11 protein-coding genes are annotated in these 14,316 nt (G+C 64.4%); 5 read left to right on the forward strand and 6 right to left on the reverse strand.

Features of this window, described 5'->3' with window-relative positions:
• The first annotated feature begins 5 nt into the window (after positions 1-5).
• From DT603_RS00240 to DT603_RS00250, 3 genes are read left to right on the forward strand one after another with little or no spacing between them, the layout of a single operon-like run.
• On the forward strand, positions 6-1,358 hold the full coding sequence (locus DT603_RS00240) for a UDP-glucose dehydrogenase family protein (RefSeq protein WP_162347849.1): 1,353 nt from the start codon (positions 6-8) through the stop codon (positions 1,356-1,358).
• Positions 1,348-1,584, forward strand: a complete 237-nt coding sequence (locus tag DT603_RS00245; RefSeq protein ID WP_162347850.1) for a SlyX family protein — start codon at positions 1,348-1,350, stop codon at positions 1,582-1,584. The genes DT603_RS00240 and DT603_RS00245 overlap by 11 nt, the downstream gene beginning before the upstream one ends.
• A 60-nt stretch (positions 1,585-1,644) precedes the next feature.
• Positions 1,645-2,325 (forward strand): DUF2058 domain-containing protein, encoded by a 681-nt coding sequence (locus DT603_RS00250; RefSeq protein ID WP_162347851.1) that lies wholly within the window; start codon positions 1,645-1,647, stop codon positions 2,323-2,325.
• A 108-nt stretch (positions 2,326-2,433) separates the two neighbouring features.
• Here DT603_RS00250 and DT603_RS00255 read toward each other — a convergent pair whose 3' ends face one another.
• The 5 genes from DT603_RS00255 to DT603_RS00275 form a co-directional block, all read right to left on the reverse strand.
• Positions 2,434-3,642 (reverse strand): MFS transporter, encoded by a 1,209-nt coding sequence (locus DT603_RS00255; protein ID WP_162347852.1) that lies wholly within the window; start codon positions 3,640-3,642, stop codon positions 2,434-2,436.
• Positions 3,643-3,654: 12 nt separating this feature from the next.
• Positions 3,655-4,359 (reverse strand): hypothetical protein, encoded by a 705-nt coding sequence (locus tag DT603_RS00260; protein WP_162347853.1) that lies wholly within the window; start codon positions 4,357-4,359, stop codon positions 3,655-3,657.
• 108 nt (positions 4,360-4,467) lie between these two features.
• Positions 4,468-7,257 (reverse strand): methionine synthase, encoded by a 2,790-nt coding sequence (gene metH / locus DT603_RS00265; RefSeq protein WP_246191529.1) that lies wholly within the window; start codon positions 7,255-7,257, stop codon positions 4,468-4,470.
• A complete protein-coding gene (locus DT603_RS00270; RefSeq protein WP_162347854.1) occupies positions 7,152-8,252 on the reverse strand; it encodes a homocysteine S-methyltransferase family protein in 1,101 nt (366 codons plus the stop codon). Before DT603_RS00270 ends, metH begins: the two co-directional genes overlap by 106 nt.
• Positions 8,249-9,178 carry an ArsR/SmtB family transcription factor gene (locus tag DT603_RS00275; protein ID WP_162347855.1) on the reverse strand — a complete coding sequence of 310 codons (930 nt, stop codon included), beginning with the start codon at positions 9,176-9,178 and terminating at the stop codon, positions 8,249-8,251. Before DT603_RS00275 ends, DT603_RS00270 begins: the two co-directional genes overlap by 4 nt.
• A 90-nt stretch (positions 9,179-9,268) precedes the next feature.
• Here DT603_RS00275 and DT603_RS00280 point away from each other — a divergent pair, with 90 nt between their 5' ends.
• Both DT603_RS00280 and DT603_RS00285 read left to right on the forward strand, forming a co-directional pair.
• Positions 9,269-10,450 carry an acyl-CoA dehydrogenase family protein gene (locus DT603_RS00280; protein ID WP_343037704.1) on the forward strand — a complete coding sequence of 394 codons (1,182 nt, stop codon included), beginning with the start codon at positions 9,269-9,271 and terminating at the stop codon, positions 10,448-10,450.
• Between the two features lie 188 nt (positions 10,451-10,638).
• Positions 10,639-12,519 carry a DUF885 domain-containing protein gene (locus DT603_RS00285; protein ID WP_162347857.1) on the forward strand — a complete coding sequence of 627 codons (1,881 nt, stop codon included), beginning with the start codon at positions 10,639-10,641 and terminating at the stop codon, positions 12,517-12,519.
• Between the two features lie 83 nt (positions 12,520-12,602).
• On the opposite strand, the gene DT603_RS00290 is transcribed toward DT603_RS00285, so the two are convergent.
• Positions 12,603-14,276, reverse strand: a complete 1,674-nt coding sequence (locus DT603_RS00290; protein WP_162347858.1) for a M28 family peptidase — start codon at positions 14,274-14,276, stop codon at positions 12,603-12,605.
• Between the last annotated feature and the right edge of the window lie 40 nt (positions 14,277-14,316).

Genomic DNA, 14,316 nt, shown 5'->3' on the forward strand with positions numbered 1-14,316 from the left:
GTCCAATGCGGGTAGCAATCTTTGGAACCGGTTATGTCGGTCTGGTGACCGGCACATGCCTGGCTGAAGTGGGCCATGACGTGGTCTGCGTCGACATTGACGAGGGCAAGGTCGAAGGGCTCAAGCAGGGCGTGATACCTATTTACGAGCCTGGGCTGGCGCCCATGGTCAAGCACAATTTCGCCGCGGGCCGCCTTGCATTCACTACCGACGCCGCCCAGGCTGTTGCGCATGGGGAACTGGTATTCATCGCCGTCGGCACGCCGCCTGATGAAGACGGCAGCGCTGACCTGCAGTATGTGCTGGCCGTGGCCCGGACCATTGGCCAACATGCGAGCCAACCGATCGTGGTGGTCAACAAATCAACGGTGCCGGTGGGTACCGCCGACAAGGTCAACGCCACGATTGCCGCTGAACTTGCAAGCCGCGGCGTGCAGGTTGCCTACGACGTGGTGTCCAATCCGGAATTCCTCAAGGAAGGCGATGCGGTAGCCGACTGCATGCGTCCCGATCGCATCATCATCGGCGCCGACAGCAACGCCGCGATCGACAAGGTCAAGCGCCTGTACGCGCCCTTCAACCGCAACCATGAACGCTTCGTGGTGATGGACGTGCGTTCCGCGGAACTGACCAAATACGCTGCCAACGCGATGCTGGCCACGAAGATCAGCTTCATGAACGAGATCGCGAACATCGCCGAGCGCGTCGGTGCCGACATCGAGCAGGTTCGCCAAGGCATTGGCTCGGATCCGCGCATCGGCTGGCACTTCATCTACCCGGGCGCAGGCTACGGCGGCTCGTGCTTTCCCAAGGACGTGCAGGCGCTGGCCCACACGGCCCGGCAGCACGATTACCAGGCGCGCCTGCTCGACGCGGTCGAGGCGGTGAACGAGTCGCAGAAGGGCCATCTGTTCGAGCTCATCCAGCGTCACTACGGCGTGGGCAGGGACGAAGGCGTGCGCGGCAAGACCTTTGCGATATGGGGGCTTGCCTTCAAACCCAACACCGACGACATGCGTGCAGCCTCCAGCCGCCGCCTGCTGGAACAGTTGTGGGAAGCCGGCGCCAAGGTTCGCGCCTACGACCCCGAAGCCTCCCACGAAGCGGCCCGCATCTTTGGACAGCGCGACGACCTGGTGCTGTGCGATTCGGCGGCCTCTGCGTTGCAGGGCGCCCATGCGCTGGCCGTGGTGACGGAGTGGAAGCAGTTCCGCAGCCCCGATTTCGCCCGGCTCAAGTCGGCCCTGGGCGATGCGGTGGTGTTCGATGGTCGCAATCTCTACGAGCCGCGGGAGGTCGAAGCCGCCGGCATTGCGTACTACGGGATCGGACGCGGGAGATCGTTGCATGCAGACTGATCCAGGCAAAATGGATCCCGTGCTCGAAGAGCGCCTGATCGAGCTGGAGACGCGGCTGGCTTTCCAGGAACACGCATTGATGGAATTGAGCGAAGCCCTGGCCGATGCACGGGCCGAAGGCAACCGCACTGCCGAATTGATGCGCGGCATGCTGTCGGACCTGCGCAAGGTGCGCACCGAGTTGTACCCCGACGCGGCCGACGAGCCGCCTCCACCGCACTATTGATACGCTGAGTGCTCCCGGGAGTGGCGACACGCCCGCATCCATTTCCTACCGCAAACGACCATGACCGATTCCTTACGCGACCAACTCCTGGGGCTGGGCTTCAAGCCGGCGCCGAAGCCTGAGCGCAAGCCCGAGGCCAGGCCGGAACGCCGGCCCGATCCGCGCCCGGGTGCGCGGCATGCCGAGGGCAGGCCCACGGGCAAACCCGGTGGCAGGCCAGGGCAGGGTGGCCGACCGGGCAACAGCGCGCCGCGTCCCTCCCAACCCAAGCCTGCGCAAGCCGGACCCGCACAGGCCAGGCCCGCTCGCTCTCGCGAGGAGATGGACCTGGGCAAGGCCTACGCGATCAGGGCCCAGAAGGAGAAGGAAGAACGCATCGAGGCCGAACGCGTCAAGCAGGAAGAAGCGCGCCTGCGTCGCGAGGCCAAGGCCAAGGTCGATGAATTGCTGAAGGACAAGTCGCTCAACGACCCGGCGGCGGACATCGCGCGTCATTTTCCCTATGGCGGCAAGATCAAGCGCATCCACGTCAATGCCCAGCAACTGAAGGCCCTCAATGCCGGCGAGCTGGGCGTTCTGCAGCAGAATGGCCGCTACCTGCTGGTGACTGCCGCGTTGCTGGCCGAAGCCGAGGCGCTGTTCCCGGCTTGCGTTGCGTTGAAGGTCGACCCTGACGCACCCGCGGGCGAAGATCCTTACGCCGACCCGCAGTACCAGGTACCGGACGACCTGGTCTGGTAAGACACCAGTCCTGTGTGAGCGACGCCCCCCAAGGGGACTTCCTTCGGGGCGCAAGTCGCGAAGCAGTGGAATCCTGATCGCCCGCGAGCTTCGCGACTTGCGTCGCTCCTACAGCGATGGCGCGCCACTGACGGAAGGCTGCCTGACCAGCCAGTACCAGGCGATTGCCGCTGCGAGCAGCGCGACGCAACCCGAGGCCAAAAACGCCACATTGCCGCCGAAGTGCCAAAGCTGTCCGGCGGCCAATGCTCCGATCACGCCACCGACCCCTGAAGACAGGCCGTAGAAGACGCCCTGGCCATGGCCGTTCATGCGGCCGGGGAAGAACCGCACCAGCAATTGCATGACCGCCGCGAAGAACGCGCCGAAGTTCAATGCATGGGTCAGCTGGGCCAGCAGCATCAGCGGAATGCTGTCTGGCCACAGGGCCGTGGCCCACCAGCGCAACGCGGCGCTCAGCAGGGCGAACACCAGCACCTTGCCTGCGTCCCAGCGCCGGAATATGCGGCTGGACAGGAAGAACACGCCGATTTCCGCCAGCACGCCGACCGTCCAGAACACACCCAGCATGGTGGCCGAGTAATGATGCTCGGTCAGGTAGATCGAGAAGAACGTGTAGTACGGCCCGAACGAGACCTGGGCCAGGAATGCCGCCACGAAGAAGGCAATGACCCGGGGTTGTTTCAGTCGCGCGCGGAATCCCACGTGGTTCTCGTCGCGCAGCTCGTCTACCGGATGCGCGTAGGCATTGGCGAACGACGAGGCAAGCAGGCCCGCCAGTAACGGCAGCATCAGCCAGGGCAGCGTCTGCACGCCGAAACGGTCAAGCAGCACGCCAAACGACGACACCACGGCGATGAAGCCGATCGAGCCCCATACCCGGATGCGCCCGTAGAGGTCGCTGCGCGTGCCCAGGTGCGACATGGTGATCGATTCGAACTGCGGCATCACCGCGTTGTAGGCGAAGCAGAAGGCGCACATCACCGCGAACAGTCCGGCGAATCGCAGCGGCAGCAGGAAGGCGGCGAAACTCGCCAGTGTCAGCAGGCAACCCAGCTGCAACCAGCGGATCGGGTGTGGCGAACGGGCCGCCAGCGTGGTCCAGGTGCTGGGCGCCACGATGCGCGTGGCATACCAGAGGCTCATCAGTATGCTGATCGCGGCCACGTCCATGCCACGCGATTTCAGGTACAGGCTCCAGTACGGGGTGAACGCGCCCAGCGCCGCGTAGTAGGCGAAGTAGAAGCTTGAAAGCCGTGCTCCCGGGATGCGGGCCACCGTGCCAGCGCGATCGGCATTGCGGCCCGTCCTATCCATGGCGTTTCACGATCAGAACAACTCCCCGATGGGGGTATTCAGCAGTTCGCCGGCGTCGTGGGCTAAAACGCGCAGGCTGGAAATGCCGAGGTCGCGTATCAGCGAGTGGGTCTTGTGTGGCAGCGCCGAGTCGTAAAGGTCCTGCGGCGCGATGTTCTTTCCATGCACGCCCGGCGTGAACTCCACGCCTGCGGCGGCATAGCAATGCTGGACCATGGCCGAGCAGTACAGCGCGCCCTCTTTGGCCAGCAGGTTGTCGCGCTTGCGCAGGCGGGTGCTGTGCATGGCAAACAGGGTGCCAACCAGCTCACTCAATGAATAGCTGGACAGTCCCGCCAGCAGGTCCAGGCCGGCGACCTGCACCTGGCGCGTCGTGGTGTCATCCAGCCCGAAGTCCAGGATGGCCAGGTTGGGAAACGCCTCGTCATTGAAATAGCGGTCGGCACGGTTTTCCTGCACGCCGAGGCGGATCTGCCGGTAGCGCAGGTCCAGGTCCGATTCCAGCACCCACCAATGCCCGTCGAGGCGCTGTTCGCTGAAGAGGAACGCATGCGACCAGAGGCTGCGATGGCCGTCGTTGGTCAGCGGTGCCTGCGCCTTGCGGATGACCTTGTTGATCCAGTCGGTCCCGCCGCACAGGCCGATACGGCCGGGGCCGGCGTGCTTGCGGATGAAAGCTGCATTGGCGGAGTGGGGAGGGTCAGCGATCACATCCATGTGCAAATTCCTGGTTCTCGGGATCGGGTAAGCGCCCCATGCAGGCAGGCGTCGATTGAACGAGCACCCCGCCATGAACCCGGGTGTGGCCGCATGCGGACAACTACATCATTCGGGATCGTAGTCGAGGTTCGAAGCCAGCCATCGCTCTGCCTGCACAAGCGTCGCTCCTTTGCGCCTGCCGTAATCCTCAGCCTGTTCCTTCGAGACCCGCCCAACCACGAAGTACTGGCTTTGCGGGTGGCTGAAATAGTATCCGGACACCGCCGCGGTCGGCAGCATGGCAAAACTCTCGGTGAGTGTCATGCCGGCATTGCTCCCCGCGTCGAGCAACTCGAACAGCGTGCCTTTCTCGCTGTGTTCGGGACAGGCCGGGTAGCCCGGGGCAGGGCGGATGCCGACGTATTTCTCGGCGATGAGTGCCTCGTTGTCCAGCGCCTCGTCGACCTGGTAGCCCCAGAACTCCTTGCGCACCCGCTGGTGCAGGCGCTCGGCCAGGGCTTCGGCGAGGCGATCGGCGAGTGCCTTGAGCAGGATCGAGTTGTAATCGTCATGGTCGGCCTCGAAGCGGGCCACGTGTCCGTCGATGCCGATCCCGGCGGTCACGGCGAACGCGCCAATCCAGTCCGGCTTGCCACTGTCGCGTGGCGCGATGAAGTCGGCGAGGCAGAAGTCGGGGCGGTCTACCGGCTTGTCGACCTGCTGGCGAAGGAAGTGCAACGTGCGCGCTTCACCGTCAACGTCCAGGACCACGTCATCGCCCACGCTGTTCGCTGGCCACAGGCCGAAGACCGCCCTTGCGGTCAGCCACTTCTCCGCGACGATCTTCTTAAGCATCGTGCGGGCATCGGCGAACAGTTCGGTGGCCTGCTTGCCCACCACTTCGTCAGTGAGGATGGCCGGGTACCGGCCCGCCAGTTCCCAGGCCTGGAAAAAGGGAGTCCAGTCGATCAGCTCCACCAGCTCGGCCAGCGGGTAGTCCTCGAACGCGGTGATGCCGGGCTTGTTCGGGGCCGGTGGCGTGTAGGCATCCCAACCCCCGTCGAACTTCTGTCCCCGCGCCTTGGCCAGTGAGACCAGCCGCTTGGCATCGCCGCGGTTCCGGTGGCGCGCGCGGATCTCGGCGTAGTCCGCATCGTTGGCGGCCATGAACGGCCCGCGCAGGTCTTTCGATATCAGCGACTGGGCCACGCCGACCGCACGCGAGGCATCCTTCACCCAGACCGTTGGCGATTTGTAATGCGGGTCGATCTTCAGGGCGGTATGAGCGCGAGACGTCGTGGCGCCGCCGATCAGCAGCGGCAAGGTCATGCCCTGGCGCTGCATCTCGCGCGCCACGTGGGTCATCTCTTCAAGCGAAGGTGTAATCAGTCCCGAAAGGCCGATCAGGTCGGCATTGTGTTCGCGGGCGCTGTCCAGGATCTTCTGGGTGGGCACCATCACGCCCAGATCGACCACATCGAAGTTGTTGCAGGCCAGGACCACGCCGACGATATTCTTGCCGATGTCATGGACGTCGCCCTTGACCGTGGCCATGATGATCTTGCCGTTGGACTTGCCGACTTCGCCGGTGCGCAGCTTCTCGGCCTCGATGAAGGGCAGCAGGTAGGCCACCGCCTTCTTCATCACCCGTGCGGACTTCACCACTTGCGGCAGGAACATCTTGCCGGCGCCGAACAGGTCGCCCACCACGTTCATGCCATCCATCAGCGGCCCTTCGATCACATCCAGCGGACGGGTCGACATCTGCCGGGCTTCCTCGGTGTCGGTTTCGACATACTGGTCGATGCCATGCACGAGTGCGTGGCTCAGGCGTTCGCGCACCGGCTTGTCGCGCCAGGCCAGGTCGGCGACCTGGACCTCGCCTTTCCTGCCGCGGTATTTTTCGGCGATTTCCAGCAGGCGTTCGGTGGAATCCTTTCGCCGGTTGAGGATCACGTCCTCGACGCGCTCGCGCAGGTCGGGGTCCAGGTCATCGTAGATGGGCATGCCGCCGGCATTGACGATGCCCATGTCCATGCCGGCGCGGATGGCGTGGTACAGGAACACCGAATGGATGGCCTGGCGCACCGGCTCGTTGCCGCGGAACGAGAACGACACGTTGGAGACACCGCCGGACACGTGCACGCCCGGCAGCGTCTGCCTGATGATGCGCGTGGCCTCGATGAAGTCGACCGCGTAGTTGTCGTGCTCCTCGATGCCGGTCGCCACGGCGAAGATGTTGGGGTCGAAGATGATGTCTTCCGGCGGGAAGCCGACCTGTTCGGTCAACACCTTGTAGGCGCGGGTGCAGATTTCGACCTTGCGCGCGCAGGTGTCGGCCTGCCCGTCCTCGTCGAAGGCCATGACCACCGCGGCGGCGCCATAGCGCATTACCTTGCGGGCGTGATCGATGAAGGCCGCTTCGCCTTCCTTGAGCGAGATCGAGTTGACCACGCTCTTGCCCTGCAGGCACTTCAGGCCCGCCTCGATGACGCTCCATTTGGATGAATCCACCATCACCGGGATGCGGGCGATGTCGGGCTCGGACATGATCAGGTTGAGGAAACGCACCATTGCCGCTTCCGAATCGATCAGGCCTTCGTCCATGTTGACGTCGAGGATCTGTGCGCCGCTGGCCACCTGCTGGCGGGCGACTTCCACGGCGTCTTCGAAGCGACCTTCCTTGATCAGCTTCTTGAACTGGGCGCTGCCGGTGACATTGGTGCGCTCGCCGACGTTGATGAACAACAGGTCGGGAGTGATGACCAGCGGCTCGAGGCCGGAGAGGCGGGTGTGGCGTGGTTGCATGCTCATGCGGCGTCCGCAAGCTCCAGGTCGGCGGGCAGGCGTCGCGGCGCAATGCCCGCAACGGCTTCGGCAATGGCCTTGATGTGCGCGGGCGTGGTGCCGCAGCAGCCGCCCACCAGGTTGAGCAAGCCGGACTCGGCGAACTCCTTCAGCGTGGCGGCCATTTCCTCTGGTGTCTCGTCGTATTCGCCGAATGCATTGGGAAGGCCGGCGTTGGGATGCGCGCTGACATAGCCATCGGCGACGCGCGCCAGTGTCTCCACATGCTCGCGCAGGTCCTTCGCGCCCAGGGCGCAATTCAAACCCACCGACAGCGGCTTGCCATGGGCGACCGAGGCATAGAAGGCCTCGGCGGTCTGGCCGGACAGGGTGCGGCCCGAGGCATCGGTGATGGTCCCGGAAATCATCACCGGCAGCCGGCCGCCACGCGCCTCGAACACTTCCTCGATCGCATACAGCGCCGCCTTGGCATTGAGCGTATCGAAGATGGTTTCCACCATGAGGGTATCGGCGCCGCCGTCGATCAGCCCCTCGATGGCCTCGCGGTAGGTGCCGCGCAGTTCGTCGAAGTTGGTATTGCGGTAGCCCGGATCATTCACGTCGGGACTGATCGAAGCGGTACGGCTGGTCGGACCGAGCACGCCGATCACGAAACGCGGCTTGTCCGGCGTGGTGGCTTCGACTGCGTCGCAGCAGGCACGGGCGACGCGCGCGCCTTCCTTGTTGAGCTCGTAGACCAGGTGTTGCAGGTGGTAGTCGGCCTGGCTGATAGAGGTCGCGTTGAAGGTGTTGGTCTCCACCAGGTCGGCGCCGGCCAGCAGGTATTCGGTATGCACGCCGGCGATCACTTCAGGCTTGCTCAGGAGCAGCAGGTCGTTGTTGCCCTTGAGGTCATGCCCTGCAGTAGCATGGCCGCAGGCGCCGTCATGGGAATGCCGGCTGTCGAAGCCGTCGGCGAAACGTTCGCCGCGATAGTCGGCTTCTTCCAGGCGATGGCGCTGGATCATGGTGCCCATGGCGCCGTCGATGATGAGGATGCGTTCGGCAAGCGCCTTCTGCAGCGCTTCGGCGCGCGACGGATTCAACCAGGGCAGGGTCTTCATGGCTTGATTCCAATCAGCGAGATCACTTCGAAATGGGGAGGCCGGCGTTCGCGGGTCACCGTGCCCAGGTTGGACACCTGCAGACCGGCTTTCTCGGCGAACTTGCGCAGCTCCTTGTCGCTGAAGCCCAGGTTGAGGTGCCCGTAGGCGTGCACCGCGGCCTGGTGTTCATGCCGGGCCAGGCTGCTCAGCAACAGGCGGCCGCCACGCTTGAGCACGCGCGCGGCTTCGGAAACCGCCTGCGCGGGCTTCGACGAATAGGTGAGTGCATGCATCAGCACCACCAGGTCGAAACTGTTGTCCTTGAAGGGCAGGGCGTGCATGTCGCCTTCGCGCACCTCCACGTTGGGGAAGCGCCGCAGGCGCTCGCCGGCCGCGGCAACCACGCGGGCGCTTGTGTCCACGCATACGTAGCGCTGCGCATGGGGCGACAGCAGTTCAGCCAGCACGCCATCTCCGGAGGCGATATCCAGCACGTCGCCGGTTTCCAGCAGCGGCAGCGCGGTACGCGCCATCGCTTCCCAGGTGCGGCCGGGCGAATAATGGCGCTCCATGTCGCCGGCCACGCTGTCGGCCCAGTTCTGTTCGGCCGCACGTGAAGCCAGTACCGAGGCCACGCGCTCGGCGTCCTGGCGCAGCAGCGGATCGTCGCTGCCGTCGCGCAGGCTGCGCCAGAGCTCCCGCTGCGCAGTGTCCAGGTTGTCTTCGTCGAAACGGTAATAGGCCGAAACGCCGGCGCGGCGGTCGCGCACCAGGCCGGCTTCCTTGAGCTTGGCAAGGTGGGTGGACACGCGCGGCTGGGCCAGCTGGGTGATGGCCGAGAGCTCGGCCACCGTCAGTTCCTCGCGGGCCAGCAACAGCAGCAGGCGCACGCGGGTCGCGTCGGCGAACACCTTGAGCCGGGTCGACCAGGCTTCCAGATCCATCAATATCTTCCTATCGCGATATAAAGATATTGTCTCCCCGCCGGTGCCCGCGGTCAACCCACGTACGTCTGCGTAGGGTGGCCCGGTACAATATGCGGACATGCTGACAGGAAGGGGTTTGCCGTGGATTTCGGATTCACCGAAGAACAGTTGATGCTGCAGGACGTTGCGCGTCGCATCGCGCAGGAAAAGATCGCCCCGAGCGCCGAACATTTCGACCGGCTGGGTGAGTTCCCCGTCGACAACATGCGCATGCTCGGCGAGAACGGGCTCATGGGCATCGAAGTGCCCGAGGAATACGGCGGCGCCGGCATGGACCCGATCGCCTACGTGCTGGCCATGATCGAGATCGCCGCCGGCGATGCCGCGCACTCGACCATCATGTCGGTCAACAACTCGCTGTTCTGCAACGGCATCCTGCTCAATGGCACCGAAGCGCAGAAGCAGAAGTACGTGCGTGCGATCGCCGAGGGCCGCGAGATCGGCGCCTTCGCCCTGACCGAGCCGCAGTCCGGTTCCGACGCCACCGCCATGCGTTGCCGCGCGGTCAAGCAGGCCGATGGCAGCTACGTGGTCAACGGCAAGAAGAGCTGGATCACCTCCGGCCCGGTCTGCAAGTACATCGTGCTGTTCGCGATGAGTACGCCCGAACTGGGTGCGCGCGGCATCACCGCCTTCCTGATCGACACCGCCAATCCCGGTTTCCACCGCGGCAAGACCGAACCCAAGCTGGGCATCCGCGCCTCGGCCACCTGCGAGATCGAATTCCAGGACTACGTGGTCGCCGCCGAGGACGTGCTGGGCGCCGAAGGACAGGGCTTCAAGATCGCCATGGGCGTGCTGGACGCAGGCCGCATCGGCATTGCCTCGCAGGCGATCGGCATCGCCCGCGCCGCGTACGAGGCGACCCTGGAATACGTGAAGGAACGCAAGGCCTTCGGCGCCGCCATCGGCACCTTCCAGATGACCCAGGCCAAGATCGCCGACATGAAGTGCAAGCTGGATGCGGCATTGCTGCTGACCTTGCGCGCCGCGTGGGTGAAAGGGCAGGGCCAGCGTTTCAGCAACGAGGCTGCCATCGCCAAGCTCACCGCTTCCGAAGCGGCCATGTGGATCACCCACCAGGCGGTGCAGATCCACGGCGGCATGGGCTACTCGAAGGAAATGCCGCTGGAGCGTTACTTCCGCGACGCCAAGATCACCGAGATCTACGAAGGCACCAGCGAGATCCAGCGCCTGGTGATCGCGCGCAACGAGACCGGGTTGCGCTGATACCGCTGATGCATGCAGCGGCGCCACGCTGCTGCATGCATAGTCGGTGTTGCGGATCACCTGGGCTGTGCGCCTGACCTGGCAGTTGCTGTCCGGCTCGATGTTCACTGCAATCGGACGGCCCGCATGGGTTCAGTTAGAGTCTCCAGGTGCGGGGGGTTGTCTCCAGCACTTCCATGGAGAACCCGATGCGCAAGACCCTGATCTTCTGTGCCCTGGCCCTCGCGACCAGCGCCCATGCCGCTGCACCCGTGGCAGGCGATGTCGCCACGCCAGTGGCGTCCGTGTCGTCGGCCGATGTCATCGCCGAAACCGGACGGCTCAACCAGTGGTTCGAGAAGAAGTATGAGGAGCAGTTGCGATTCAGTCCGATCCAGCTGACTTTCCAGGGCCGCAAGGAGCTCTACGACCAGTTTGACGACCTGTCCGACGAGGCGGTGCTGAAGCAGGTCGCCTGGCAGAAGGCCAGCGTCGAGGAAATGGAAAAGACCTTCGCCTACGCCGCGCTCAGCGACGAGGGCAGGATCTCCTACGACCTGTGGAAGCTGCAGTACGAGAACGCACGCGACGGCGTCCCCTTCCTGGGCGACGCTTATGCATTCGAACAGATGAATGGTGCGCAGGGTTTCCTGCCGACTTTGCTGATCAACTTCCACAAGGTGGAAGAGGAGTCGGATTACACCGCCTACATTTCACGCCTGAAAGCGGTGGGGCCGGCTTTCGACCAGTTGCTTGAACGGGCGCGCAGGTCGGCCGGGCAGGGCGTGCGTCCGCCGAAGTTCGCCTACGAAGGCGTCATCGACCAGTCACGCAAGGTCATCGCGGGTGCGCCGTTCTCGGCGGGCAAGGATTCGGCCATCTGGGCCGACGCGCAGGCCAAGGCCGATGCGCTGGTGACAGCTGGAAGGATCAATGCAAAGCGTGCGGCCGTGTTGAAGGAACAAGCGCGCAGGGCGCTGCAGGATCAGTTCAAGCCTGCGTATGAGCGGGTGATCGCGTGGTCGACCGAAGAACTGCCGAAAGCGGCAGTGAACGCCGCGGGTGTCGGGACCACCCATGCCAATGGCAAGGCGTACTACGAGTACCAGTTGCGGCAGATGACCACCACCGACATGAGCGCCGAGCAGATCCACACGCTCGGCTTGAACGAGGTGGCTCGGATCCAGGGCGAGATGACCACGTTGAAGGACGCGGTGGGCTTCAAGGGCGACTTGAAGGCATTCTTCTCATTCATCGATTCGGACCCGCGTTTCGTGTTTCCCGATACCGACGCCGGGCGCCAGGCCTACATCGACCAGGCTTCGCAGGCCATCGCCAACATCAAGAAGCAATTGCCGGATTACTTCGGCCTGCTGCCGAAAGCCGACCTGGTGGTAAAGCGGGTGGAAGCCTTCCGGGAACAGGATGGCGCCGCCCAGCATTACTACCCGGGCACCCCGGATGGCTCGCGACCCGGCGTTTACTACGCGCATCTTTCCGACATGAAGGCGATGCCGAAAATCGAGCTCGAGGTGATCGCCTACCACGAAGGGCTGCCCGGCCATCACATGCAGATCTCGATCGCGCAGGAGTTGAGTGGCGTGCCCAAGTTCCGCACCCAGGCCAGCGTCAATGCCTATGCCGAAGGCTGGGGCCTGTATTCCGAATGGCTGGCCAGGGAAATGCCCGGCACCTACCAGGACCCGTACTCCCGGTATGGCCAGCTGAGTTCGGAGATATGGCGTGCGATCCGCCTGGTGGTCGACACCGGGCTGCATGCGAAGGGCTGGACCGAGCAGCAGGCGGTGGACTATTTCGATGCCAACAGCGCCATACCGCTGGCTGCGATCAGATCGGAAGTGCAGCGCTACCTGGTCATGCCGGGGCAAGCCACCGGATACAAGATCGGCATGATCCGTATCCAGGAAATGCGCAGGAAGGCCGAAACCGCGCTTGGCAAGGACTTTGACATCAGGGGTTTCCACGATGCCGTGCTGGGGGGTGGCGCACTGCCGCTGACCCTGCTGGAGCGTCGCGTCGACCAGTGGATCGCCAGCCGCAAGGCGACAGCCAAGGTGGCCACCAGGTAAACCTCCCTGGATCAGTGATTGCCGTTCCCGAAAAAAACCCCGGTCTTGCCGGGGTTTTTTTTCATGGTGGGTGGTGGTCCTGGTTAGGGAGATTTCACTGCAGGCGCGAAGCGGTCGCCGAAGAAATCACCCTGGTTCCACTGTGGCCTTGCCGAGGCATTTCCCGCCAGCGTGCCAATGCGTGCATTGAGGCGCGCCAACCGCGCCGCGTCTTCATACTGGATCGGCTGCGAGGCATCGTCGCAGGGCCGGTGGTAGCAGTTGCGCAGGAAGGCGTCCAAGGCGTCCCTGGGGCTCGCACCGCCGGCAGACGCGGGTTCCACGCCACCATCCAGGTAGACCGCCGGTATGCCTTCCCGCACGAACGAATACTGGTCGCTGCGCACGAACACCACTTCTTCCGGGAACGGGTCGGCTGACAGTTCCAGGCCGATCTCGCTGGCGGCGGTGTCCAACGCGCTCTTCAACGTGGAATGCTCCACGCCTATCGGCACCACGTCCCTGGCTGGCGCCAGCAGCACCGGCATGTCCATGTTGATGTTGGCGACCAGATCCGTCTTGGGCACGGTGGGATGTTGCGCAAACCAGGTCGAGCCCAGCAGGCCCTTTTCCTCGGCGGTCAGTGCGATGAAAAGCAGCGAGCGCCCGGGCTTCTTCGATGCCCCGGCAAGCTCGCGTGCGGCTTCCAGCATGATCGAAACTCCCAGTGCATTGTCCAGCGCACCGTTGTAGATGCGGTCTCCGTTGACCGCGGCGCCTATCCCGATGTGGTCAAGGTGCGCCGTGTAGGCAATGAACTGGCGCGCCAGTGCAGCGTCGCTGCCATCCAGGCGGGCGACCACGTTGCGCGATTCGGCTGGTTCAATGCGGGTGCGCCCGGCCAGTGTCAGCGTGCCAGGCAGGTCGAAGGCCTTCAGCTTGCCGTCCTCGGCCTGCCGGAACAGCGCCTCGGCCTCGTGTGCGCTACCGGCGAACAGGGTCTTGGCCGCCGCTGCGCTGATCGACGCAGTGGCCTTGAGCTGGGGGAAGGTGTCGACGCCGGTGCCGTCCTCGTTGCGCAGGCGCATCCCAGGCATGCTCCATTTTTCGGCCGCACTGGCCCAGGAGCCACGCTTTTCGTTTTCGGGCGTGCCGACGTAGACGACGCCGACTGCGCCGCGTTCGGCCAGCGTGCGCAGCTTCTGCGTGCGGTTTGCATAGTAGGCGCGGCGATCATTGTCGAAACGCGACGGTGCGCCACCGAACAGCACCGCGATCTTGCCACGCACTTCCACGCCGGCCAGGTCGTCCTGGCCCAGCTCGGGGGCGATAACCGCCTGGCCGACGAAGACCGCGGGGGCGGTCAGGGAATGCGAGGGCGTGTTGTAGTTGACCCCGGGGACGAACTGTTCGACAAACTCAAGCGCGGTCCGTGCACCGTTGCGCTCGATGATGAAAGATGCCCCCTCCGGCACCAGTGTGCCTTTGAGCAGGGGCACGCGCTGGAAAAATCCGCCATCGTCGCCAGCGGGTTTGAGCCCGATCTCGGCATAGCGCCTGGCCACGTATTCGGCGGCCAGGTCATAGCCACGCGTGCCGGTGTCGCGGCCTTCCATGCGGTCGTCGGCCAGGGTGCGGACGTCGGCCTGGATGCGTGCTGCCGCAGTGGAGACCGCCTTGTCGGCGACGGGTGCAGAAGACGGTGGAGCCGTGGCTTCCTGTGGCTTGCAGGCGGCCAGCAGGATCAGCAACGAGACCAGCGGGACAGTTCGGCGCATCGGGAATCGCTCGGCTACAAAGAGCGGGAACCCTAGCATG

It is taken from the genome of Pseudoxanthomonas gei (assembly GCF_010119615.1).
GTDB classification, from domain to species: domain Bacteria; phylum Pseudomonadota; class Gammaproteobacteria; order Xanthomonadales; family Xanthomonadaceae; genus Pseudoxanthomonas_A; species Pseudoxanthomonas_A gei.

What these genes read in the sequence shown, in the direction of transcription:
- DT603_RS00240 (WP_162347849.1), top strand. Translation starts at nt 6, where the DNA reads ATGCGGGTAGCAATCTTTGGAACCGGTTATGTCGGTCTGGTGACCGGC.
- DT603_RS00245 (WP_162347850.1), top strand. Translation starts at nt 1,348, where the DNA reads ATGCAGACTGATCCAGGCAAAATGGATCCCGTGCTCGAAGAGCGCCTG.
- DT603_RS00250 (WP_162347851.1), top strand. Translation starts at nt 1,645, where the DNA reads ATGACCGATTCCTTACGCGACCAACTCCTGGGGCTGGGCTTCAAGCCG.
- DT603_RS00255 (WP_162347852.1), bottom strand. Translation starts at nt 3,642, where the DNA reads ATGGATAGGACGGGCCGCAATGCCGATCGCGCTGGCACGGTGGCCCGC.
- DT603_RS00260 (WP_162347853.1), bottom strand. Translation starts at nt 4,359, where the DNA reads ATGGATGTGATCGCTGACCCTCCCCACTCCGCCAATGCAGCTTTCATC.
- DT603_RS00270 (WP_162347854.1), bottom strand. Translation starts at nt 8,252, where the DNA reads ATGAAGACCCTGCCCTGGTTGAATCCGTCGCGCGCCGAAGCGCTGCAG.
- DT603_RS00275 (WP_162347855.1), bottom strand. Translation starts at nt 9,178, where the DNA reads ATGGATCTGGAAGCCTGGTCGACCCGGCTCAAGGTGTTCGCCGACGCG.
- DT603_RS00285 (WP_162347857.1), top strand. Translation starts at nt 10,639, where the DNA reads ATGCGCAAGACCCTGATCTTCTGTGCCCTGGCCCTCGCGACCAGCGCC.
- DT603_RS00290 (WP_162347858.1), bottom strand. Translation starts at nt 14,276, where the DNA reads ATGCGCCGAACTGTCCCGCTGGTCTCGTTGCTGATCCTGCTGGCCGCC.